Source organism: Pseudomonas shirazensis, from assembly GCF_014268785.2.
GTDB lineage: Bacteria > Pseudomonadota > Gammaproteobacteria > Pseudomonadales > Pseudomonadaceae > Aquipseudomonas > Aquipseudomonas shirazensis.
The window spans coordinates 1,311,739-1,334,618 of record NZ_JABWRD020000001.1; the positions used below are offsets into that span (position 1 = coordinate 1,311,739).

At 59.4% G+C, this 22,880-nt stretch carries 17 protein-coding genes and 3 pseudogenes; 9 read left to right on the forward strand and 11 right to left on the reverse strand.

What is annotated here, in order from left to right; translation table 11 throughout:
* Window positions 1-267: 267 nt before the first annotated feature.
* Window positions 268-600 (forward strand): hypothetical protein, encoded by a 333-nt coding sequence (locus tag HU736_RS05655; protein ID WP_186700971.1) that lies wholly within the window; start codon window positions 268-270, stop codon window positions 598-600.
* 86 nt (window positions 601-686) lie between these two features.
* Entirely contained in the window at window positions 687-4,790 is a 4,104-nt protein-coding gene (locus HU736_RS05660) for a CheR family methyltransferase (protein WP_186700970.1), read from the forward strand.
* Between the two features lie 327 nt (window positions 4,791-5,117).
* Here the strand turns inward: HU736_RS05660 and HU736_RS05665 are convergent.
* Window positions 5,118-5,407, reverse strand: a pseudogene (locus tag HU736_RS05665) (transposase); the annotation flags it as partial.
* A gap of 53 nt (window positions 5,408-5,460) precedes the next feature.
* Window positions 5,461-5,766, reverse strand: coding sequence for a hypothetical protein (locus tag HU736_RS21785; RefSeq protein ID WP_225912978.1), 306 nt, complete (start codon window positions 5,764-5,766; stop codon window positions 5,461-5,463).
* Window positions 5,767-6,073: 307 nt separating this feature from the next.
* Here HU736_RS21785 and HU736_RS05670 point away from each other — a divergent pair.
* From HU736_RS05670 to HU736_RS05685, 4 genes and pseudogenes are all read left to right on the forward strand, one after another.
* Window positions 6,074-6,509, forward strand: a pseudogene (locus HU736_RS05670) (methyl-accepting chemotaxis protein); the annotation flags it as partial.
* 438 nt (window positions 6,510-6,947) lie between these two features.
* Window positions 6,948-9,071, forward strand: coding sequence for a TonB-dependent siderophore receptor (locus tag HU736_RS05675; RefSeq protein ID WP_186701011.1), 2,124 nt, complete (start codon window positions 6,948-6,950; stop codon window positions 9,069-9,071).
* 257 nt (window positions 9,072-9,328) lie between these two features.
* Entirely contained in the window at window positions 9,329-9,922 is a 594-nt protein-coding gene (locus HU736_RS05680; RefSeq protein ID WP_186700969.1) for a GNAT family N-acetyltransferase, read from the forward strand.
* Window positions 9,919-10,278, forward strand: a complete 360-nt coding sequence (locus HU736_RS05685; protein WP_186700968.1) for a cupin domain-containing protein — start codon at window positions 9,919-9,921, stop codon at window positions 10,276-10,278. The genes HU736_RS05680 and HU736_RS05685 overlap by 4 nt, the downstream gene beginning before the upstream one ends.
* A gap of 93 nt (window positions 10,279-10,371) precedes the next feature.
* On the opposite strand, the gene HU736_RS05690 is transcribed toward HU736_RS05685, so the two are convergent.
* From HU736_RS05690 to HU736_RS05700, 3 genes are all read right to left on the reverse strand, one after another.
* The gene (locus HU736_RS05690) at window positions 10,372-12,783 is read right to left on the reverse strand and encodes a TonB-dependent receptor (RefSeq protein ID WP_186700967.1); all 2,412 of its coding nucleotides are present in this window, start codon (window positions 12,781-12,783) and stop codon (window positions 10,372-10,374) included.
* Between the two features lie 85 nt (window positions 12,784-12,868).
* Window positions 12,869-13,816, reverse strand: a complete 948-nt coding sequence (locus HU736_RS05695; protein ID WP_186700966.1) for a FecR domain-containing protein — start codon at window positions 13,814-13,816, stop codon at window positions 12,869-12,871.
* Window positions 13,816-14,325 (reverse strand): sigma-70 family RNA polymerase sigma factor, encoded by a 510-nt coding sequence (locus HU736_RS05700; protein ID WP_181107512.1) that lies wholly within the window; start codon window positions 14,323-14,325, stop codon window positions 13,816-13,818. The genes HU736_RS05695 and HU736_RS05700 overlap by 1 nt, the downstream gene beginning before the upstream one ends.
* Window positions 14,326-14,561: 236 nt before the next feature.
* Here HU736_RS05700 and HU736_RS22150 point away from each other — a divergent pair.
* Window positions 14,562-14,687 (forward strand): annotated as a pseudogene (locus HU736_RS22150) (TRAP transporter large permease subunit); the annotation flags it as partial.
* A gap of 110 nt (window positions 14,688-14,797) precedes the next feature.
* Here the strand turns inward: HU736_RS22150 and HU736_RS05710 are convergent.
* The 6 genes from HU736_RS05710 to pstS form a co-directional block, all read right to left on the reverse strand.
* Window positions 14,798-15,439 (reverse strand): hypothetical protein, encoded by a 642-nt coding sequence (locus HU736_RS05710; RefSeq protein WP_186700965.1) that lies wholly within the window; start codon window positions 15,437-15,439, stop codon window positions 14,798-14,800.
* Complete coding sequence (locus tag HU736_RS05715) at window positions 15,436-16,137, reverse strand: hypothetical protein (RefSeq protein ID WP_186700964.1); 702 nt, start codon at window positions 16,135-16,137, stop codon at window positions 15,436-15,438. Before HU736_RS05715 ends, HU736_RS05710 begins: the two co-directional genes overlap by 4 nt.
* 54 nt (window positions 16,138-16,191) lie before the next feature.
* Window positions 16,192-16,953, reverse strand: a complete 762-nt coding sequence (pstB, locus tag HU736_RS05720; protein WP_217862385.1) for a phosphate ABC transporter ATP-binding protein PstB — start codon at window positions 16,951-16,953, stop codon at window positions 16,192-16,194.
* Window positions 16,954-17,027: 74 nt separating this feature from the next.
* Window positions 17,028-17,921, reverse strand: coding sequence for a phosphate ABC transporter permease PstA (pstA, locus tag HU736_RS05725; protein ID WP_103437565.1), 894 nt, complete (start codon window positions 17,919-17,921; stop codon window positions 17,028-17,030).
* Window positions 17,921-18,886: a phosphate ABC transporter permease subunit PstC gene (gene pstC, locus HU736_RS05730; protein ID WP_101319855.1), complete on the reverse strand. Its 966-nt coding sequence runs from the start codon at window positions 18,884-18,886 to the stop codon at window positions 17,921-17,923. The genes pstA and pstC overlap by 1 nt, the downstream gene beginning before the upstream one ends.
* A 67-nt stretch (window positions 18,887-18,953) precedes the next feature.
* On the reverse strand, window positions 18,954-19,985 hold the full coding sequence (pstS, locus tag HU736_RS05735) for a phosphate ABC transporter substrate-binding protein PstS (protein WP_103437566.1): 1,032 nt from the start codon (window positions 19,983-19,985) through the stop codon (window positions 18,954-18,956).
* A gap of 378 nt (window positions 19,986-20,363) precedes the next feature.
* Between pstS and HU736_RS05740 the strand changes: the two genes are divergently transcribed.
* Together HU736_RS05740 and HU736_RS05745 are read left to right on the forward strand one after the other, a co-directional pair.
* On the forward strand, window positions 20,364-21,614 hold the full coding sequence (locus HU736_RS05740; RefSeq protein ID WP_186700963.1) for an MFS transporter: 1,251 nt from the start codon (window positions 20,364-20,366) through the stop codon (window positions 21,612-21,614).
* Between the two features lie 7 nt (window positions 21,615-21,621).
* Entirely contained in the window at window positions 21,622-22,875 is a 1,254-nt protein-coding gene (locus HU736_RS05745; RefSeq protein ID WP_103437568.1) for an arsenic transporter, read from the forward strand.
* Window positions 22,876-22,880 lie beyond the last annotated feature (5 nt).

The window sequence follows — 22,880 nt, forward strand, 5'->3', positions numbered from 1 at the left end:
AGGTGAACGGTTGAACACCTGCCCTTCGGCAGAGTGCCAAAAAATGGACAAACGGCTGCAGCAGATACCTGTCCCTGCGGACTCTGATTCGGGAATATTCAGTTGCCTGTTCGCTTCTGTTGCATGCTCGAGCCATATGCAACTTATCGGTTGAAAAAATCGATGCGTTAAGCGCTCACACGTTTCAGATTTTCGAACACATTCCATAGCACCCCGCTGATGCGTAGCCAGTCACATGGTAAAGGGTATTATATGGAGAACGCGGCGATGCAGCCTGATGAAGCGAATGAACTGAAACGATGCCGAGCCTTTGCGCTTGAGCAAAATCAACGCCTGCTCGGCGAGGCGCATCGACGCATCGAGGAAGCGGAACAACTATTGACTCACCCCCAATTGGATGCGGAGCAGTTCGAACGCTATAAACGACTGAAAGCTTCAGCGCTGCGCTGTTATGCAGATGCATTAGAACACCTCGCTATTATCGACAGGGACTTCCCTGAGCCCCCGGCCAGCAACGACGTTGCACACACCTTGGCGCCGGCACCGGCCGCCACGAACGACGAGCATTATAACGTTCGTACGCTTACGTTCAGCGATTGAACAAAGGGCCGTCCTTACAAGCCTGTTTTTTGCGCGTCGGGCTGAGCTAGACTGGCCGCTTTTGTCCTTCCGATGAGAACCTTGCTATGAGCGCTGACGAGAACAAAACCGCATTACCGCAGCGCAAAGGCGTAATGCCGAGCGAGCTGCCGTTTCCAGTGGTTGGCATCGGCGCGTCGGCCGGTGGCATTCAAGCGCTCAAAAGATTTCTCGAGAATATGCCAGCCGAAAACGGTATGGCATTCGTGGTGGTGCTCCATCTCTCACCCGATCACGAAAGCGTCATTGACAGAATCCTCGCTTCGAGCACCAAAATGCCAGTTCAACAAGTGACCGGGCGTTGCGAGATCAAGCCTAATCACGTGTACGTGTTGTCGCCGGCCAGGCAATTGGCGATGAACGATGGCTACCTGCATGCCAGCGCTGCAACCCGACCTCAGGGGGCGCATGTAGCCATCGATTTGTTCTTTCGAGACCTGGCAGACGTTCACAAGCACCGTGCATTTTGTTTGGTGCTCTCGGGAACCGGTTCGGACGGCGCGGTGGGTTTGTCGCGAATCAAAGAGCAAGGCGGCGTGACGCTTGTGCAAAACCCGGAGGATGCGGAATTTGATGGCATGCCACGGGCTGCAATCGAAACGCAGTTGGTAGATGTCATATTGCCAGTTGCCGAGATGCCACAAAAACTACTCGATCTGTGGCGCAACGCTCAAACGATTCGACTCCCTGCCTCCAATGCTGTGCAGCCTTGCCACGCCGTCGCGGTTTCCCCCGAATATGACGATGAACAACTGCTGGGGCAAATACTCGCTGTGCTGCGTAACCGTACCGGGCATGATTTCAAACACTACAAGCGCGCGACAGTGCTGAGGCGACTCGAGCGTCGCCTGCAGGTGACCACGCAAGCTGACCTGGCCGCCTACCTCAACTACATTGAAGCGCATGCCGAAGAAGCCAAAGCCCTACTAGGCGACATGTTGATTGGCGTCACCAATTTCTTCCGAGATCGCGAAGCGTTTGAAGCCTTGGAACGAAGCGTTCTCGGCGAAATTTTCGCACGAAAGCCTCAGAACCCATCCCAGCGAGAAGAGGTTCGCGTCTGGTCGGCAGGTTGTTCGAGCGGTGAAGAAGCCTATAGCCTCGCGATCTTGGCAATGGAGCATCAGTCGCTGGAAAGCAGCGAGCGCAAAATTCAACTGTTCGCCACCGACGTGGATGAGCGCGCCATTGCCAAAGGCCGTGCCGGGCAGTTCTCCGAAGCCATTTTGACCGACGTCCCACCTACCCGTTTACGCCACTACTTCGTCAAGGAAGGATCGCATTACCGGATCAACAAGGAAGTGCGCGATATCGTTTTGTTTGCCAAGCACAACATCCTGGCGGATCCGCCCTTCTCGCAAATCGACTTGATTGTCTGCCGCAACCTGATGATCTATCTGGACCGCGAGGTTCAGCGTGAAGTCCTGCAGATGTTCCATTTCGCGCTTCGTACCGGGGGTTACCTGTTTCTGGGCTCATCCGAGTCCGCCGATGTGTGTCCTGAATTATTTGTCGCCATTGATAAGCGTAATCGTATTTATCGCGCGAAACTCAGCAGTACGGAACGGCGTTCACCTACCATTCCACGCGCAGGCTATATGCGCAGCAGCACCGATGAGTCGGTGCCAGTGGTGCCCAAGCGTGCCGGGAAAATTTCCTTTGCCGATATCCATCGGCGGGCGCTGGAAAGCATCCAGCCGCCCAGCCTGGTGGTCGACGGCAATTTGGATATTCTGCATCTGGATAACGGGGTGGGGCGCTTTCTGCGTTATGTCGCCGGTGAAGTTAACCGTAATCTGGTCAATTTGATCGATCCTGCGCTGCGTCTGGAGTTGCGCACAACGCTTTACCAGGCCCAGCAAAGCGGTAAGCGGGCGAGTTCGCGCGTGGCGACACTCGGCGACGAACGTGTACGGGTGCTCATTGAGCCATACCGCGACGAAGCCACCGATCATGACGTGTTCCTGGTCGTCTTTCAGGCTGGCCCGCCGTCTTCGCCTGAGCGGCGAGAGGCATCGTCGAGCGCAGACGATCATGCTTTGGCCGTGCTGGAAAAGGAACTGCATCAAACCAAACTGCAGCTTCAGGATACCATTGAACAGTCGGAAGTCTCGAGTGAGGAACTCAAAGCCTCGAACGAGGAAGCCCAAGCCATCAACGAAGAGCTGCGCTCAGCCACGGAGGAATTGGAAACCAGCAAGGAAGAGCTACAGTCGATCAATGAAGAACTATTGACCGTCAACTACGAGCTGAAGACCAAAGTCGAAGAAACCGACAAAGTCAACGACTACCTTAGCAATTTGATAGCGTCCACCGACATCGCGACCATCTTTGTCGATAAAAGCATGCGCATTCGCTGGTTCACGCCCCGTACCACCGACATTTTCAACATGTTGACCAGCGACACGGGCCGTTCCTTGCTCGACATTACCCACCGGCTGGATTATCCGCAGCTTACCGACGATGCGGCGGCTGTCTTTGAAACGTTGAATATCATCGAACGCGAAGTCCCCAGCAACAACCAGCGCTGGTATATCGCCCGCTTGCTGCCGTACCGGTCAAATGAAAACCTGATCAATGGGACGGTCCTGACGTTCATCGATATTACCAAGCGCCGCGCCGCTGAAGAAAGTCTGCGACTGGGGCAGGAACGCATGCGCTTGGTAGCGGAAAGTACCCACGATTTCGCCATCATTGTCATGGACGAACACGGCATGATCAGCGACTGGAACACGGGCGCAGAGATGATTTTTGGTTTTGTCAAAGAGGAAGTTATCGGCAAGTACTTTGAGCTGATATTTTCCGCCGAAGACCGCGCGAGCGGCGTACCGGCAGAGGAGCTGCGCAAGGCCCGCCTGGAGGGCCGCTGCCTAGACGAGCGTTGGCATGTGCGTAAAGGGGGCGAACGCTTCTACTGCAGTGGCGAAGTCGCCACTTTGACAAGCGACTCACTCTCCGGTTATGTAAAAATTGCCCGCGACCTCACTGGGCACAAGCGCATGCAAGAACAGCAAAGCCGTATCCTTAAAGAAACCCAGACCAGCAGTCACATGAAGGACGAATTTTTCGCTGTGATGTCTCATGAGCTGAAGCACCCGTTAAACTTGATACAGCTCAATGCTGAAATCTTGCGACGCGTACCGGCAGTTCGGGCAGCGGAGCGCGCCAGCAAGGCCGTGAAAACCATCAGTGATGCGGTTGCCAGCCAAGCGCGAATCATTGACGACTTGCTGGACGTCGCCCGTATTCGCACAGGCAAACTGAAACTCAAAAAGCAGCCGGTTGAAATCACGGCCATCCTAGAAGAAATTTTTGCCGTCGCCTCCAGCGAGTGTCCTGAAGGCCACATCACGCTCGAGATCGAGCCTGAGGCCAGGGGTGACTGCTGGGTTAACGGCGATGTCACACGCCTTGAACAAGTGATTTGGAATCTACTCAATAATGCCCTCAAGTTCTGCACAGCGCATCCCGTCATCCAAATCATTGTCAAGCAAGTCAACGACACGGTAAATCTACAGTTTGTCGATAACGGGGTCGGACTGTCGAAACAGGATCTGGATCGTGTATTCAACCTGTTCAGTCAAGCCGCGCATCAGCATTCCACGCACAAGCGGGAAGGCCTTGGCATTGGCTTGTCTTTGGTTCGGCAGCTGGTTGAAGCCCATGGTGGGAGCGTTGCGGCCACTTCCGCAGGTATCGGCCTCGGCTGTACCTTTACGATCACTTTGCCGCTCTGTGCTCAGTCATCGGTCAATGGACCTTCCCAGCACCCGGTGCAAGCTGCGCGGTTGCACGGCTTCAGGATTTTGCTCGTCGACGACTCGACCGAAATAGTGGACATCACGAAACAGTTACTTGAAATGGAAGAAGCTGTGGTCACAGCATTTCATGATCCCTTGCAAGTGGTCGAGCACGCCAAAGCTACCCACTACGATGTCATCATCTCGGATATTGGCATGCCGGGTATGGACGGGCATCAACTGATTGGCGAACTGCGCAAAATCAACCATCTGCAGAAGACGCCTGCCATCGCTCTTTCGGGCTATGGTGACAAGGTTTCCTCTACTTTATCCGGATTTGATCAGCACCTGACCAAGCCTGTGCAATATGAGGTACTGATAGAAACGATCGAAGGATTACGCATTTCGTAAATTCACAATGTTAACCCACTGAGGCCCGACCGCGAGAATTGCCAGAGCTCAAAGGAGTCGATCATCCGGGCAGCCTAGGGGTTGCGCCGTGGCCTCTCCTCTCCAGAAATAGCTACGTGCATGACGTTTATTGCTGCCAGTCCCGCTAGTTGAATTCGTTGCCAGCAACATACTTTGGTCAGTCTGGGGCTGGCATGCCCAAGCTTGGGCGTTAATCGTGCTGCAGGTGGTGCTGCGCCTCATGAACCTCAGGGGGTTCGAGAAATATTAAAAGCAATTCTGAGAATACACGCCGCGGAGCTGACGGATCAGCGCCTACGCTCAAGATCTTCCGCCATCAAGAGCGCGGTAGCTTTTTTTAGTATCGACTTCTCGCGTTCAAGACGCGTGATGCGAGCTTCTAACTCTTGGATTTTTTTGCTGCTCTGGCGTCAACGCTTTGATGGCCGGCGTGATGCCGCCGCGCTCTGCTGAAGCTGATTGATCCACCGGCGCAGGGCCGACTCGACCAAGCCGAGTGAACGGGCTGCTTCAGCATGGCTGTAGCCTTGTTCGAGCACCAGGCAGGCTGCTTCGCGCTTGAACTCAGGAGTAAAGATACGACATGCTTGCTCCAACTGGAATTTCCAATTCGTTAACTGAAGATATTGGCCTCTTCCTTGTTGTGCCGCTATCTTCCACTCGCCAAGGCTGGCTTAGATTTGATGGAGGATGGCTCACAAGCAAATCGGCGAGCGCGCCCCACGCCCCAAGCTAGCGCCCTGGTCATGGACTCTCCAGGCCGGGAATCGTACGCTTCTTCAATCAGCGTGACCCCAGATGGCGCGTAGACACCAATGAACATCTGCGTGGTACCTGTGCGGGATAATCTGACCTGCACGTCGATCTGGGTGCCGTCGTCCAGAATTTCGTCATGAGTACGGTGGTGAAGGCTAGGGTCGGCCCAGTCCCAGTACGTTTGTCCTCGAGTTCTCATATAGCCTCCTTAGAATTTCGCTTGTCTTTCCTACTAGGTACTTAAAATAGCGAACCTATCCCTGTAGACAACCGAAATCGCTGGAATTGAGAACTGAATCTGACAATCGGCGAAAATCTATACACTTACGGACTTTTGTATAACTTTACCCAATAGTTTTACATATCTTTGTGATACTGATAGCGAAGCTCATCCATTCTTCAAATGCTTTGGGCTGCGCTTGCAACTCCTCCTCTCATGAAAGGGAAGGATTGCGATGGGTTGGTCATGCCGGCTCAATCGGTCGGCTTATCCGGTGATCGAACATATTCAACGTGAGGCCGGGCACATCTATGCCGACTCGGGCGACAATTATCTGTTCATGGCGCAATCACGCTTTGATCCTGCGGTCGCACGCGGAAACCGCGTTGTCGCGTCACGTTTCGAGGACGGCACGTTTACCCACGCAGACAATCTGAAAAGTGGCGTACACACGCCCTACAAGACCGTGCAGATTCAACGGCACACTGAGTTGGAACTGCGCTTCACCGACCGGGCGATCCAAGAGTTGCACCCAGGTGTGCGCTAAACAGTCCGCATGGGCTCCAATCTGTTCGTGACGTATCCCGGTTATTCGGACTATCGGCACATCCCGCTGGTGGCAAGGGAGTTACGTTCCAATTGCCAGGATCACCTGATCGCTGGGAATGATGTGCGAGGCCGATCTGGAGGAAGTTTACCGTCGACGCTCACTCAGTTATGGCAAGTGAGCAACATCAGCAACGGACAGGTGGTGGCTGCTTGATAGCGCAGCAAGGGCGCCAGCGATGCAGCGCACCCCGTTGATGTGTCCAGCCATGGCCCAATCAGGTAATCAATGATCACGACGCCGTGGCCGGCAATCTCCTTTCAGGCAGCATCCAAGCTTCGGAGCATATAAAGGCCACAGCTTGCAGCAATGACTTATTAATAACTATTATCATCGCGCTAGTGCAAATACTTCTTGTTTAGATGTAAAGTTCGCGCGCTGCTGCTGACTGCCACCGCGCACTGCCGTGAAGGGCCACAGATCGTCCTCCGCTTCGCGCGAACATAATGAGAAGACCAAAGGATGTTCCTTCGCCATGCGCCAAGTTACGCACCCAAGCCCCGAACGTTCCGCCCGACACCCAGCCTTCAGCGTTACGGCACTGGCACTGGCCATGGCCAGCCTCTGCTCAGGCAGCCTGCAGGCCGCTGAGGCCAATCCGGGACCCGCGCCCGTGGAGATTGACGCCACCAATGTTACCGGGCAAAGCCTCGAACGGCCCACCGAGCATGTGCTCGGTTACGTCGCCAAACGCAACATGAGCGCGACCAAGACCGACACGCCGATCATCGAAACGCCGCAGTCGCTGTCGGTGGTCACGAGCGACGAGATCCGTGACCGCCAGGCAGAAACGATGGCCCAGGCGCTGAGCTATACACCTGGGTTCACCGCCAGCTCGACCGCTTTCAACCGCACAGCAGACCGTTTCCGCATCCGCGGCTTCTCGGTCGAATCCGCCACCGGCGGCTCGCTGCGCGACGGCCTGCGTCTGCAGACCAACTCCTACGACGACATTCAGGAACCGTACGGCCTGGAGCGCGTCGAGGTCATTCGCGGCGCTGCCTCGGTGCTCTACGGCCAGCTCTCGCCCGGTGGCATGGTAAACGGCGTCAGCAAGCGCCCAACCGAGGCGCCGCTGCATGAGCTGAATCTGCAGGCGGGCTCCAATGACCGCAAGCAGCTCTCCGCCGATTTCAGCGGCCCACTGGCCGGTAGCGACACCCTCAGCTATCGCCTTACCCTGCTTAGCCGCAACAGCGACACCCAGCAGGATCATCTGAACGACGACAGGTTCTACATCGCCCCGGCGCTGACCTGGCGCCCTGACGAAGACACATCACTTACTCTGCTGTCCTTCTACCAGAAGACCGACACGCGTTTCCCCGCGCCTCTGGCCTATCAGTTGGTCGAAGGTGTGGGCAAAGGTGCTTTCACTATCGGTCGCCACGACTTTATCGGCGAGCCGGACTACGACGACATGAACGGCGAGATGTCGGCCCTGGGGTACGAGTTCAGCCACAACTTCAACGAGCACTTCACGGCAAATCACAAGCTGCGTTATTCCGAGTCCGATGTGAAGTGGAGATACCTGCAAGCGCAGACGTCCGCGACTGCTATCCGCAATGCCGCCAATACCGGCATCCTTGCACGGCAATACAGCGATCGCCATGAGCGTGCGCGGACCTTGGCCACCGATACCAACATCGTATCCAAGTGGCAGGTCGGCAGCGTCGAGCACACTGCTCTGGTCGGTTTCGACGGCTACGATATCTCTTACGACTCGCATAACTTCCGAGGGTCAGCCCCCAGCCTGGACTTGAGCCGCTACAACTATGGTCAACCCGTAGTGGTCAACAGAAACCCCGCCACAGACCGTGGCTCGCAGCTCGATACGCTGCAAAAAGGTGTCTATTTCCAGGATCAGATCAAGTTCGACGACAAGTGGGTGCTGCAGTTGGGTGGCCGCCACGATTGGGCCGACCAGCAGCAGAAGGCGCACCGCAATGGCGCCAAAGCCAGCCAGAGCGACGAGGCCACCACTTGGCGCGCCGGCCTGGTTTACCTGGCGGACAATGGCCTGGCGCCCTACATTAGCTATAGCGAGTCGTTCTTCCCGGTTTCCGTTGCGCAAGTCACTGGCCAGAGATTTGATCCCACCGAAGGCAAACAGTACGAAGTGGGTGTGCGCTATCAGCCCAAGGACAGCAATCTGCTGCTAAGCGCAGCAGTCTATGAGCTGACCCAGACCAATGTACTCAAGCAGGATCCAGCCACCGAAGCGTACCGCCAGACCGGTGAAGTGCGCTCACGCGGCCTGGAGCTGGAAGCCAAGGCGGATATCACCTCGGCACTCAGCATGATCGCTACCTACGCCTATACCGATGCACGCACCACCAAGAGCGCTATCGCCGCCGAAGTGGGTCAACGTACCGACGAGACCCCCTACCACCAGGCAGCCCTGTGGACCAGCTATGACTTCGTCAACTGGGGCCTTGCGCAACTGACTGTGGGCGCCGGCGCCCGTTACATGGGTACAACACAGGCCTCGGGCGTCGATTCGGCCACCCCGGCCTATACCCTGTTCGACGCCATGGCACGCTACCGAATCGACGACAACTGGGCCGTGACCGTCAACGCCAACAACCTGACCGACAAGCGTTACGTACAGTGCAGCTTCACCTCCTGCAGCTACGGTGACGAGCGCACCCTGCTGACCTCGGTGAACTTCACCTGGTGATCTGCACCGCCGCGCGCTGAGCAAGCAACTTGCTGCGGCGCGCGGCCTTACCTGCCTAATGCAAGGCAGCGCGACCTATCAAGAATAGCCAGGCACAGCGACTCCTCAGACAACCATGAGCATGAGCGCAACGTCGCATGTCGTGCTGACGGTGTTCGCCCAGAGCATGATGGGTAGCGTCCAACTCGCCTACCCTGCCCGCTGCTAAAGGCGCAATCCTTCAAAACTAGCCACCCGAGCCCATGGAAGCACCCCACATGTCTATCGACTTCAGACCCGCTCACGCCTCGGACGCGCACGATATCGCGCGCTTCTTTCAACTGACTTCGGAGGGCATGGCCGATTACATCTGGAGCAAGCTTGGCGCACCAGGGGAAGCGTTGCTGAGTGTCGGAGCGGCCCGCTATGCCAGGGAGCAAGGAGACTTTTCCTACAAGAACTGCCTGATGGCCACGTCCAACGGGCGCGTCATCGGCATGATGCATAGCTATGCGTTGCGCGCGAGCCACGACGCGCCTGCCGAGACCGACCCGGTCCTCGCGCCTTATGCCGACATGGAAATACCCGACACCTTGTACATCTCCAGCCTGGCGCTGGATGAGGCATGGCGCAGCCAGGGGCTGGGCGTCGAGTTTCTCCGCCACGCGCAGCAGCGCGCTGACGACGCTGGGCTGGATGGGCTATGCCTGATCGACTATGCAGAAAACCACGGTGCCCGCCGCTTTTACGAACGTCACGGTTTTCAAATCGTTAAAACCTGCCAGATCGTTGCGCACCCGATGCTGCGCGTGACCGGTGAAGCCCATTTGATGTATCGCCCTATCCACAACGTGCCCGAGAACAATCAATGAACAAGAATCTCACCGTATTCCGCGAACTGGATATCCAACCGGTCCTCGACCTGCCCTTTTTCGAAGAAGTCCTGGAAGGCACCCCGCACACGCTGACGTCCAAGTACTACCACGATGAACAGCAAGGTCGCATTTGCGGAGAATGGCAAGCCAGCATCGGCGCGTGGCGCATCGACTACAAAGTCTGGGAGTTCTGCCACGTCCTGAGCGGCCGCTGCGTCATTGAGCTTGAGGGCTGCGCCCCGGTCACATTGGCCGCTGGCGACACGTTCATTATCGAACGTGGCGCCAAGGGCAAATGGACCGTGCTGGAAGACATGAAGAAGAACTTCGTGATTCTCGTACCTGCGGGCTAGGTTCTGCACGAAAACCAACCTGACCACGACTCGGTCACGGACACCCGCCCGGCGCCACACTCCCGTGCCGGGCCAGCCCTTCAAGCCTATCGATCAAAACCCAACAGTCGCCGAAACCAGATACGTCCGCGGCGTCGACAAGCTCAAACCCGGCTCACTGTCATCCGACGCCCCGGCCGAAACCCAATAGCGATCATCCAGCACATTCTCGACGCTGGCTCGTACCGTCACATCCTTGTCCGAAACCTTGAAGGCGTAGCGCCCACCGAGGTCGAAGCGCTCCCAGCCGTCGATTTTCTTGCTGTTGGCCTGATCGAGGAACTGTGAGCTGGAGTGAATGCCGCGCGTGGTCAGGGTCAATCCTTGCAGCGCAGGTACGTCCCATTCAGCGCCCAGGCTGACGTTGTACTCAGGCGTGGCCGGGGCGCGGTTGCCGTCGGCAATGCCGCCGACCGTGCCGGTCAACTCGCTGTCGATGAACATCACGCCACCGAGCAGGCGGACGCCCTCGAGCGGCTCGCCGAACACACTCAGCTCGATGCCCTTGTTTTCACGCTTGCCGTTGGGGCCAAACACGCGCGTGGCAGCGTTGGTTTCGTAGGCAGGTTGCTTGATGCGAAAGGCGCTGGCGGTCAGTCCGAACGTACCGAGGTCGTACTTGGCGCCTACCTCGATCTGGCGGCTGATGAAGGGCGCGAAAATGTCGTCAGAATTGCGCGAGGTCGAGGGTGCAATCTTGCCCTGGCTCAGGCCTTCCATGTAGCTGGCGTAAAGCGACAACTGCTCGCTGAGCTTGAACACCACACCACCCGACGGCGAAAACTTTTCCTCGTCATAGCCGGTGAGGCCTTTCGCGCCATTGCGCCAGTCGTCGACTTCGACCCGCTGCCAGCGCGCGCCCAGGGTCAGCAATACACGGTCGTCAAAGAAGCCGAGGGTATCGGCCAACGCCACACCGGTGAACCGGTTTTCGGTGTACACCTCGGCATCAGGGCGGGTCGGGGTGCCGGGTGTCGGGATGGCGACCGGGTTATACAGGTTGCTGGGGCTTGCGGCATAGCGTGCGCCGCCGTTGGTGAAGTCCATGTAGAAGTAGCTGGCTGACAGGTTCAGCTCATGGCTGACCGGGCCGGTAGTGAACCAGTTACGCAGTCCGGCCATTGCCGTGCGCACCGATTCGTCGCGGGTAAAATCGCGCGGCAGCACACTGAAATCGCCGGCGTCATTGCTGACCGGCACGTTGTGGCGCAAAAAGTCGTGGTTGCTCTCGCGCGCGCCGAACGCGGCATAGGCCATCAGCGAATCGCTTAGGTCATATTCGCCGTTCACTGTGCCGAAGGTGTCCTCGGTACGCGCCTTGGTCCAGGCCTGGGCGTAGTTGCGGTGTACATCCTTGGCGTCTGGCACCTTGGCGTCGGCACCGATCAGCACTCGCTCCTGCGGGGCGTCGGTGTCGCGCTGGGTGTGGCCGAGGTCGGTGGACAGGCGCAGCCTTTCACCGCGAAAATCCAGGCCCAGCACCGCCATTTCACGGTTGACGCTCTGGTGATCCCAGGTGGTGTCACCGGACTGCTTGACCGCGTTGAAGCGCATGCCGAACTGATCACCCTCACCGAAGCGGCGGGCGATATCCACGGCGCCGCCCACCTGGCTGTCCGAGGCGTAGCTGCCGGTAAACTCGGTGAGCGGTTTGTCCCCTGCCCGCTTGGGCACGACGTTGATGCCTCCGCCGACGCTGCCGCGCGGCGAAATGCCATTGATCAGTTGGCTGGGGCCTTTGAGGATATCGACGCGGTCGGCCATTTCCATGTCGATGGAATACGTTGGCAATACACCGTACAAGCCGTTGTAGGAAACATCGCTGTTGAACAGGCTCAGGCCACGGATGGTGAACTGCTCGAAGCGGCCACCTGCAGGGTTGGTCGCGCGCACCGAGGGGTCACTGGCGACCAGATCGTTGAGGGTGCGCGCCTGCAGGTTCTTCACCGTCTGGCTGGTGTAGGTGGTCATGCTGAACGGCGTGTCCATGAAGTCACGCGAGCCAAGCAGGCCCTGCGAGTTGCGGCGAGCGACCTGGCCACCGGCGTAGGGCACGCCGTCATCGGCCATGTGCCCGCTGCTGATCGTGGTCGGCGCAATTTCCAGGGTACTGGCATCTTGCGTTACTGGCACCACGGTGTACGCATCAGCGCCTGTTGACTGCAGCCGCAATCCGCTGCCTTGCAGCAATTGGGCGAAGCCTTCCTCGACGCTGTAGCTGCCCGAAAGCCCGGCACTGGAGCGCCCATTGACCAACTCAGGGCTCACCGACAGGCTCACCCCTGATTGCGTGGCAAAACGGGTCAGCGCGACACCCAGGCTACCAGCTGACACTGCGTAACTGCGCCGGCCAACGTCATCGGCCCAACTGACCGGGACGAAAAGTGGTGTAGCACTCAGGCTCAGCACCAGGCTTACGCGCAATAAAGACTCACGGCCTGAACGGCCAGGCATCACGATGGACATAGGGGGCAAGCTCTCGTTTTCAGTTCACTTACCTGGAATGACCGGTGAGGCGGAAAAAAGGGACATGGGTTACGCCTGAGTTTTGTTACACATGAGCGTTGAGGGGTATCAAGGTGACCCAATAGCGGGTGCGTGACTGCACCTCGAGCGGCAGGCTCGCCGCCAGCAGAGACAGCACACGGTCGGTATCGTCCAGGCGAAAGCTGCCGATCACCCGCAGGTTTTCCAGTTCAGGCGCCCAACGCAACAACCCCGGGCGGAAGCGCCGCAGCTCGCGCAGGAAATCGCCCAGCGGCTGGTTCTGGGCAATCAGCACACCCTCGCGCCATCCGGGCAGCGAAGCATCGAAGCGGCCGACCTCACCCGCCCCGCCAGGCCGCAACCTGACCTCCTCACCTTCACGCAAGAACAGCGCTGGCCCCTGCAACGGGTGTAATTGGGCTGCACCGCTGGCGACTTTGATCTGGCAGTCGCGGTCATTGAGGCGCACGCACACATCGCTGCGGCCAACCACAACCCGACCGTACGGCAAGTGAATGGTCAGCCCAGCGCTGTCATTCACCCTGAGTGCCATCTCACCGCGCACCAAGGTCAGCTCACGCTTACTCAGGTCGACATTGACCGCGCTGTCGGTGTTCAGCTGCAACAGGCTGCCGTCGGCCAGTTGCAGGGTTTTCTGTTCGCCGATGGCGGTGTGCACATCGGCCAGCCACACCTGTACGGGCACCTGCCGGGCGATCAACCAGGTGGTTGGCAAGACTGCGGCAATACCCAATGCGCGCTTGATTGCGGCACGGCGCGCAAGGTCGGGACGATCCAGTGAAGCCATGGCCAAGGCCGGCGGCAGCGCTTCAAATCGCTGGCGCAGTTGCTGCGCTTTCTGCCAGATGTGTTCATGGTTGGCGCTGCTTTTGCGCCAGTGCTGGAGGCGGATGTGATCTGCTTCGGTGGCCGTGCCTGACTCCAGCAACGCCAACCAGCGCGCCGCTGCGCGGGCAACCTCTTGCATCTCGCTGGTGGGCGCCGTGCGCATCAAAGCTGCACCAGCAAGCAGTGTTCGTAAGCTTGCGCCATATAGCGTTTGACCGTGCGCTCCGACACGTCGAGCCGCTCGGCGATCTCGCGATAGCCCAGGCCGTGCAATTGGCTCCAGAGAAATGCCCGGCGCACCAGCCGTGGCAGGCCATCCAGCAGTTCGTCAAGCGCCTGTAGCGTTTCCAGCAGCAGCCAGCGCTGCTCTGGAGACGGCACGCACTCCTCAGGCAGTTGCGCCAGCGCTTCGAGGTAGGCCGCCTCCAGGCTACGCCGGCTGTAGAAGTTGCTCAGCAGACGCTTGCCCACGGTCAGCAGATAGGCCCGTGGCTCGCGTAACTCCTCGAGCTTTTGCGCGCTAGAGAGTACCCGCAGGAAGGTATCCTGACTCAGATCAGCCGCATCCCAGCTATTGCCGACGCGGTGGCGCAACCAGTTCTCCAGCCAGCTGCGGTGCTCGCGGTACAGGACGCTCAGGCGCTGATCGGGTGGCGTAACGGCGTCAACCATGGGGTGAGGCTCTGCACTTCAATGAATGGTATTGATTCTATTTAACAATAGCGTCCGATACCAAGTCATTTCTCTTCGCAGCACGCGCAAGCATCAGCGGGCGTATTGGGATCCAGAGCGGCTCATCGGGCAGGATCGCGGGTCAGTAAGGGTTTCGGCCCAGGAATCATTGATCGTCTATGCCCACCTTGGCCTCAAACCCCGCGTGATGCTCGACCTGTTCGCCTTGACTTGCATTCATGGACACGCTGGCGATGCTGATCACCACCGCCCCTCTGATCGTGCCCATCGTTGTCAGCCTCGGCTTCGATCCCGTGTGGTTTGGCGTCGTGCTGATCGTCCTGTGCGAAATGGGCCAGATCATTCGCAGGCAACCGTCGCTGCGCTTTATCCTCCGCATACGGAACAGGATGCTCTTTCGATGGCTGCTACCGCGCCGGCTCCGCGCAGATACACGGCCAGCTTCGACAACCTACTGGCCAAGCGACTGATTTGCGGACCACTGCGGCGCCACACTTTGGCGAGTCAGCTGGCCGTAGCGCTGCGGTTGATGCCAAGCCAGCTGCGCATGCACCTTGGCAGTGGCATCCAGGACCTTCTGCGTCCAGTTGTCATCCTGCGGAGAGACGACCACGACGCGGAAACCGTGATCGATACCCTCAGCCCGAACCCCGTCAGAATCATCCACATGCAGATCGATGTCGAACAGGCCCGGATGCTTGGACGGCGGCCGTGACAGCCCATGCTCGGCCATCATGTGCAAATGCCGGTCATTGTTGACCACGCCGTCGACGCGGATGCCATAGAGCAGCAGCCAGCGTTTGATGTAGGCCGGGGTGCGGCCGGACGAGGTGTAGATCCAAACGCTGCAATTCTGCCGGCGCAGGTCGCGAATCAGCTCACGAGTACCAGCGCGCAGCGGTTCACCCAGCCAGTCATGCATGAACCCTGGCAGCTTGCTGCTCTCGGCCGGGCAATTGTGGTGGTGGCAGGCCAAGGTGTCGTCGATATCAAACGAAATACGAACCTGTGGGCGGCCCAGCAGGCGCGTTGCCGCTTGCCAGCCACGAGCAATGCCGGCCTGGCACTTTTGCAGCACTGGCGAGCGGCTCATCGGTGAGTCCCCTGATAACGGCGCGCAGGCGGCGTATTGAGGAAGAACACCGTAGCGGCCGGTGCTTTCGCCTCGAGGAAGGCGGCGTACTTCTTTTTGATCTTGGGCAATTCGTACAAGGCTTTGACACCGTGTTTGGCGGAGTTGCGGATGACCGAGGACGGGTTGAAATAACCCTCGGCGTTGTCCAGCGTCAGCACAAACGGCGGCAGCCCTTCGCGCATCAACAGGTAACTGACCAGGAGCGAGCCCGTGCGGTTGTTACCTTCGATAAACAGCTGCGGCTTGCTGAGGATGCACACATACACACCGGCTGCGCGCTTCCACACCGAATCGCTGTGGTACGAGCAGTACCAGTTGTACAAATCCTTGATGCCGCCTTCGACGTTGTTGAAGAAGTGTTCTTCAGTTGCAGCCAGGTGCTGAGCGAACTCCACCCGCCGTGCCGGGTCGCGGCCACAGAGCACGGTGGCGTTGATCTCGAGCATCAGGTTCAGCTGCTGCAGGTCGAACAGGTCGATGCCGCGGGCAACATAATCGTCTACCAGGGCATAGCCTTCCAGCACATTCTGCAGCACCTCGTCGGTGAACGGATCGCGCTGCTCGGTGAAGTGCTGGCTGAGCTCGCCGAAGCGGCTCTGCACCTCCCGCAGTGCGCGCTCTATAGCGCGTAGATCAAGACGACGTGTTGCAGACATTGGCAATCCCGAGAAACAATTTAACAAAGGCGACAGCGCTGAGACTGGCTCGAATCAACTGAACTTGCCGCTGATGTAGTCATTGGTCAGCTGCTCACGCGGGCTTTCGAAGATCTGCGTGGTCGGCCCCATCTCGACCAGATAACCAGTGCGTGTGCCTTGGGAAATGTCCACCGAGAAGAACGCCGTGGTATCAGCAACACGGATCGCCTGCTGCATGTTGTGGGTCACCAGGGCGATGGTGTAGTCCTTCTTCAGCTCGACCATCAACTCTTCCACCCGGCGGGTAGCAATCGGGTCCAGCGCCGAGCATGGTTCATCCAGCAGCAGCACTTCAGGCTCGGTGGCAATGGCACGGGCAATGCACAGCCGTTGTTGCTGGCCACCGGACAGCGACAGGCCGCTGGCCTTTAGCTTGTCCTTGACCTCGTCCCACAGTGCAGCGCCCTGCAGCGCGTGCTTGACGCGATCGCCGAGGTCACCCTTGTAACGGTTCAGGCGCAGACCAAACGCCACATTGTCGAAGATGCTCATCGAGAACGGGTTGGGCTGCTGGAACACCATGCCGATATACCGACGCACGACGACCGGGTCGACGCCCTTGCCATACACATCCTGGCCGAGGAAGTGCACATGGCCTTCGAAGCGGAAGCCTTTGACGAGATCATTCATGCGGTTGAGGCTACGCAGCACAGTACTCTTGCCGCAGCCAGACGGGCCGATGAAACCGGTGATCTTGTTCTTCTCGATCGGCACATGGCTGTCGCGCACAGCGAGGAAGTTGCCGTAGAAAATCTTGTCCAGTTTGCAGTCCATTACCACGGGTGCCTGGCTGACAAACGGAGCGGCTTTTCGCGCAGTGGATACGTTCAATTCAGTTGCTCCTGAGTTCAGTACTTGGGCTTGCCGAAGATACGGCTGACGACATTGACTACCAGCACGATCATCACCAATACCAACGAGGCGGCCCATGCCAGTTCGAGCTGATTGTCGAAGGGCATGCCGGAGAAGTTGTAGATAAGTACGGCAAGCGATGCCGTCGGGTTCATCACGGCCAGGCTGCCGTCATGGTAGATCCAGTAGTTGCTGAACAGCGCCGTGAACAGCAGCGGTGCGGTCTCGCCGGCAGCGCGGGCAACCGCCAGCATAACGCCGGTGAGGATCGCCGGCAGGCCGGTGGGCAGCACGATCTTCCAGATCACCTGGGCGCGGGTGCAGCCCATGCCGTAGGCGGCGTCTTTCATGATCTTGGGCACCATCTTCATGGCTTCTTCAGCGGTCAGCACCACGATCGGCAGCATCAACACCGCCAGCGCCACGCCACCGGCCGGTGCCGAATAGGTACCAGTAGTCATGACCACCAACGCATAGGCAAACACCCCGGCCAGGATCGAAGGCAGGCCGGTGAGCATCCGTGCGGCGAAGCGCGAGGCGTTTGCCAGCTTGCTCTCAGGGCCCAGTTCGGCAAGAAACACGGCGGCCAGAATGCCAACCGGAACGGCGATGGCGGCAGCGATGCCGACCATGACGAAGGTACCAGCCATGGCGTTACCGAAACCGCCACCCATTTCGAAACCGGTCGGTGGCAGTTCGGTGAAGACTTCCAGGCTCAGACGAGCACCGCCGCGCATGATCAGCATGTACAGCACGGAAATCAGCGGCACGCTGGCCAGAAACGCCGTGCACCAGACCAGCGTGGTCAGGCTCAAGCTACGCAGGGCGCGCCCTTCGAACCGGCGCTGCAGGCTTGGCACTGCAGCTGTTGGCGACGAGAGGTCAGTCATTATTTGTTACCCCGTTGCGCGTAAAGCATGATCATCGAGCCGAGCACGTTCACCAGCAGGGTGATGAACATCAGCACCAGTGCGGCGTACATCAGCACCTCGACCTCGTTCGGCCCGGCTTCCGGGAAGTTCAGCGCGAGCAAGGCGGCCAGGGTGTTGGCCGGGGCGAACAGCGACAGGGTGATGGTGTTGGCGTTGCCCACCAACATCGCCAAAGCCATGGTTTCACCCAGGGCGCGGCCAAGACCAAGCACCAGCGAGCCAAAGATGCCGGTTGCAGCGGCTGGCACCATCACCTTGAGGATAGCCTCCCAGTGGGTGGTACCCATGCCGTAGGCGGCCTGCTTGGTTTTCATCGGCACGCTGGTCAGGGCGTCCTGGGACACAGCGGCAATGGTTGGCAGAATCATGATGGCCAGTACCAGCGCCGCAGGCAGCAAGCCTGGGCCGCTCAGGGACGAGCCGAAAAAGGGGATCCAGCCCAATTCGCTGTTCAGCCACGCGGTCAACGGACGGATCGCCGGGATCACCACGTAGATGCCCCACAGGCCGTAAACGACGCTGGGGATCGCGGCGAGCAGCTCGACGATGGTACGAAACACCGCTGCAAGCTTTGCAGGGAGGAAGTCCTGGGTCAGGAAAATGGCCATGCTGACGCCGAAAAAGCCTGCGATCAGCAAGGCGATCAGGGCGCTGTAGAGCGTGCCCCAAATAGCGGGAAGAATGCCGTACTTGCCTTGGTTGACATCCCAGACGGTGCCGAACAGCACGTCGAAACCGTGCTTCTCCATACCGGGCAATGCCTTGCGGCCGACTTCGAAAACCAGCGCAACCACCAGCGCCAGGATCAGCACCACGCCGATGCGGGCGAGCGCGCGGAAGGCGCGGTCAACCAGAAAATCCTTGGTGGACGGTGGCCGGCACGCCGAGTCGGGGTTATCCGGTATGGCAAAAGGTGTGTTCATTGGCGAGTTCCGGGACAGGGAGCAAACGCTGCGGGCTGAAGGCTCAGTCCGCAGCGACCTGGCAGTGTTACTGGATGTTTGCAGAGGCTTTGCGTACTTGCTCTACAACCGACGGCGGCAGCGGGATGTAGCCCATCGAGTCGGCGATCTGCTGGCCCTTGGTCAGGCTGTACTCGACCATTTCACGCATCGCCTTGGCCTTGGCCGGGTTGCCGTTGTCCTTGCGGAACAGCATCCAGGTGTAGGAAGTGATCGGGTACGACTTGGCACCGTCCGGATCAGGAAGCCAAGCGACCAGGCTTTCCGGCATTTTCACCGCAGCCAACGCTTCGGCACCGCTCTCGGCGTTAGGCACGACGTATTTGCCGGCTTTGTTTTCCAGCTGGGCGAAGTCGACCTTGGCCAGCTTGGCGAAGCCGTATTCGATGTAGCCAATGGCGCCTGGGGTCTGGCGAACAGTAGCGGTTACACCGTCGTTTTTCGGCGACTTGATGAACTTGTCAGTGGCTGGCCAGTTGACGGTATTGCCTTCACCCAGTGCTTCTTTGAACGCAGGGTTGATTGCCGACAGGTGTTTGGTGAACACCGCGGTGGTACCGCTGGAGTCAGCACGAACAACTACGGTGATCGGCGTGGCAGGCAGCTTCAGATCGGGGTTGGCGGCAACGATCTGTGGGTCGTTCCACTGGGTGACCTTGCCGAGGAAGATGTTCGAATACACTTCACGCGACAGTTTCAGCCCCTTGGGATTGCCTGGCAGGTTGTAGGCCAGAACGATTTCGCCGGCGGTCATTGGCAGCATTTGTACGCCTTCGCCGACCTTGGCGATGTCTTCGTCTTTCATCGCCGAGTCACTGGCGGCGAAGTCGACGGTCTTGTTCAGGAAGTCCTGAACCCCTGCCCCGCTCCCCTTGGATTGGTAGTCAACGGTGACGCCAGCAGTGTTCTTGCTGAAATCCTTGAACCAGGTCAGGTAGATCGGTGCTGGGAAACTGGCGCCGGAACCGGTCAGGCGCACGTTTTCTGCGGCGAAGGTTGCCGAAGTGGCGCTAAGAGATACCGCAACGGCAAGTGCAGCAGACTTCATCAGGCGTATCATGGAAAAGGCGCTCCGTGTGATGGCCCGCACACATTGCAGCACTCTTGTTACAGCTTTGTGACGGTTGAGTGGCATACGCACTGTTTATCGCTGAAACAGGCGTTGCAGAGGTGCTGGTGTCGGCCGAGCCTCGCGCCATCACGCAGAACCCTTGTAGGAGCGGCCTTGTGTCGCGAAAGGCCCGCAGAGCGGGCCCGGAGATTTCGGCGGCGAAGCTGAGATCTGGGGCCGCTGCGCAGCCCTTTCGCGACCGCTCCTACAGGCGCTCTGAGTCTGGAACCTATTGCTCATTACACCAGTCATTCTGCTCAAGTGAGGTGTGACCTGACGGGTGTCGATAACGCTTCATCCCCACGCCCCCCCTGCGAGACTCAAACCTTGGACAACCTCCGGCAAACCGGCTCTCATGATCGTGCACTCGACTGGCTGAACTTCTTTCTGGCTGATGTTCGCGATGGCCTGGGGCCGTATCTGGCGATCTACCTGCTCGCCGTGCACCAATGGCAACCGGCGAGCATCGGCCTGGTCATGACTATCGCCGGGGTTACCGCGCTGCTGGCGCAGACACCGGCCGGGGCATTGATCGACCGCACGCCAGCCAAACGTGCAGTGGTGGCGATTGCCGCGCTGCTGGTTACCGGTAGCTGCCTGTTGCTGCCGCTGATCTCATCGTTCGGGCTGGTGGCGTTGACCCAGACCATCAGCGCCATAGCAGGCTCGGTATTCGCCCCGGCGATCGCCGCCATCACTCTCGGCACCACCGGCCCAAAGGCATTTACCCGTCGCGTGGGCCGTAACGAGACCTTCAACCATGCCGGCAATGCGTTCTCGGCGTTGCTCGCCGGCGGCCTGGCCTATGTATATGGGCCGGTGGTGGTGTTCTACCTGATGGCCGCGTTGACAATCGCCAGCATCATTGCCGTCAAACGAGTTCCGCCAGCAGCCATCGACCACCAGTTGGCCCGTGGCCTGTCCCACACGCCAACCGGCGACACCCAGCCAGCCGGACTGAGCCTGCTGCTGCACAACCACACACTGCTGCTGTTCGCCGTGTGCTGCGCGCTTTTCCACCTGGCCAACGCAGCAATGCTGCCGCTGGTAAGCCAGAAGCTGGCCCAGGTGGACCTGCGCCTGGCCACACCGCTGACCTCAGCCTGCATTGTCGCGGCGCAACTGGTGATGGTGCCGATGGCACTACTGGTTGGCGCCAAGGCCGAGCAGTGGGGGCGCAAGCCGTTTCTACTGGTGGGATTCTTGATCCTGCCTCTACGAGGCGCGCTATACGTCCTCTCGGACAATCCCTTCTGGCTGGTCGGCGTGCAGCTGCTCGACGGCATCGGCGCGGGGATCTTCGGCGCGCTGTTCCCGATCGTGGTCAAGGACCTGACCGAGGGTACCGGGCGCTTCAATGTCAGCCTCGGCGCATTGACCGCGGTGTTCAGCCTCGGCGCTGCACTAAGCCCGGGAATCGCTGGTTTGGTGGTACAGTCGGCCGGTTATGACGCAGCCTTCCTGACCCTGGCTGGCATCGCCGCTGCGGCGTTCGTGCTGGTACTGGTCGCGCTGCCGGAAACCTCCTCCCGCTCGGCCGAAGCGCCGACGGTCGTCCCTACTGTGGCAGGAAGCTGAATCCACCATGCCTGTTGTAGATACTGCTCTGATCATCTGGTTGGTGGCGGCCCTCGCCACTTGTGGCGTCATCCTGCGTCCCTGGCGCATCCCCGAATACGTCTGGGCCATGGGTGGCGCGCTGCTGCTCACCATGCTCGGCCTGATTGCGCCACAAAAAGCCTTGGCTGCGATGGCCGAAGGCGGCGATGTATACCTGTTTCTGATCGGCATGATGGTACTGGCCGAACTGGCGCGCCAGGAAGGCTTGTTCGATTGGCTGGCGCGCTATGCCGTAAGCCACGCCCGCGGCTCCGGGCAGCGCTTGTTCGACCTGGTCTTTCTGGTCGGCACCCTAGTCACCGTATTCCTCTCCAACGATGCCACCGCCGTGGTGTTGACCCCGGCGGTGTATGCGGCGTGCAAGGCGGCCAAAGCCGAGCCCCTGCCCTATCTGTTCATCTGCGCATTCATCGCCAACGCCGCGAGCTTCGTCCTGCCGATTTCCAACCCGGCCAACCTGGTGGTCTTCGGCAGCCAGATGCCGCCGTTGCTGGAGTGGCTGAGGCAGTTCAGCCTGCCTTCGCTGGCAGCGATCAGCCTGACCTACATAGTGCTGCGCCTGACCCAGCGTAAACAGATCATGAAGCCACTGGCGCTGACCGTCGACTCGCAGCCGCTGACTCCGGGGGCCAAGCTGTGCGCGCTGGGCATTGTCCTGACCGGGGCGCTGCTGCTGACCGCCTCGGCGCTGGACACTGCGCTGGGCCTGCCAACCTTTTGCGCTGGCCTGACCACCACCGCCTTGATTCACCTGAGCCAGCGCCGCAGCCCGATGCCGGTGCTGCGCCATGTCGCGTGGGGGGTACTGCCTTTGGTGGCCGGTTTGTTCGTGCTGGTCGAAGCCTTGGCCCAGACCGGCGTCATCGATCATCTGGCGCATGCCCTGGCGGCACTCGCCGAACAGTCGCCAGCGCAAGCCAGTTGGGCTGCCGGGGTCGGTGTGGCGATTGCCAGTAACCTGATGAACAACCTGCCCAGCGGGCTGATCGCAGGCTCGATGGGGCACATTGTGCAGTTGCCTGGGCAAACCACGGCGGCGCTGCTGATCGGCGTCGACCTGGGTCCCAATCTGTCGATCACCGGCTCACTGGCGACCCTGCTGTGGCTGGTAGCCATCCGCCGTGAGGGGGAGAATGTCAGCGCCTGGCGCTTCCTGCGGCTGGGCTTGCTGGTCATGCCGCCGGCATTGGCGGCTGCGCTGTGGGCCGTGACATTTTGAACAGG

What these genes read in the sequence shown, in the direction of transcription:
- pstA (WP_103437565.1), bottom strand. Translation starts at nt 17,921, where the DNA reads ATGACTGACCTCTCGTCGCCAACAGCTGCAGTGCCAAGCCTGCAGCGC.
- pstC (WP_101319855.1), bottom strand. Translation starts at nt 18,886, where the DNA reads ATGAACACACCTTTTGCCATACCGGATAACCCCGACTCGGCGTGCCGG.
- pstS (WP_103437566.1), bottom strand. Translation starts at nt 19,985, where the DNA reads ATGATACGCCTGATGAAGTCTGCTGCACTTGCCGTTGCGGTATCTCTT.
- HU736_RS05660 (WP_186700970.1), top strand. Translation starts at nt 687, where the DNA reads ATGAGCGCTGACGAGAACAAAACCGCATTACCGCAGCGCAAAGGCGTA.
- HU736_RS05685 (WP_186700968.1), top strand. Translation starts at nt 9,919, where the DNA reads ATGAACAAGAATCTCACCGTATTCCGCGAACTGGATATCCAACCGGTC.
- HU736_RS05715 (WP_186700964.1), bottom strand. Translation starts at nt 16,137, where the DNA reads ATGTCTGCAACACGTCGTCTTGATCTACGCGCTATAGAGCGCGCACTG.
- HU736_RS05675 (WP_186701011.1), top strand. Translation starts at nt 6,948, where the DNA reads ATGGCCAGCCTCTGCTCAGGCAGCCTGCAGGCCGCTGAGGCCAATCCG.
- HU736_RS05690 (WP_186700967.1), bottom strand. Translation starts at nt 12,783, where the DNA reads ATGTCCATCGTGATGCCTGGCCGTTCAGGCCGTGAGTCTTTATTGCGC.
- HU736_RS05710 (WP_186700965.1), bottom strand. Translation starts at nt 15,439, where the DNA reads ATGAGCCGCTCGCCAGTGCTGCAAAAGTGCCAGGCCGGCATTGCTCGT.
- HU736_RS05700 (WP_181107512.1), bottom strand. Translation starts at nt 14,325, where the DNA reads ATGGTTGACGCCGTTACGCCACCCGATCAGCGCCTGAGCGTCCTGTAC.
- HU736_RS21785 (WP_225912978.1), bottom strand. Translation starts at nt 5,766, where the DNA reads ATGAGAACTCGAGGACAAACGTACTGGGACTGGGCCGACCCTAGCCTT.
- HU736_RS05695 (WP_186700966.1), bottom strand. Translation starts at nt 13,816, where the DNA reads ATGCGCACGGCGCCCACCAGCGAGATGCAAGAGGTTGCCCGCGCAGCG.
- HU736_RS05680 (WP_186700969.1), top strand. Translation starts at nt 9,329, where the DNA reads ATGTCTATCGACTTCAGACCCGCTCACGCCTCGGACGCGCACGATATC.
- pstB (WP_217862385.1), bottom strand. Translation starts at nt 16,953, where the DNA reads ATGGACTGCAAACTGGACAAGATTTTCTACGGCAACTTCCTCGCTGTG.
- HU736_RS05655 (WP_186700971.1), top strand. Translation starts at nt 268, where the DNA reads ATGCAGCCTGATGAAGCGAATGAACTGAAACGATGCCGAGCCTTTGCG.
- HU736_RS05745 (WP_103437568.1), top strand. Translation starts at nt 21,622, where the DNA reads ATGCCTGTTGTAGATACTGCTCTGATCATCTGGTTGGTGGCGGCCCTC.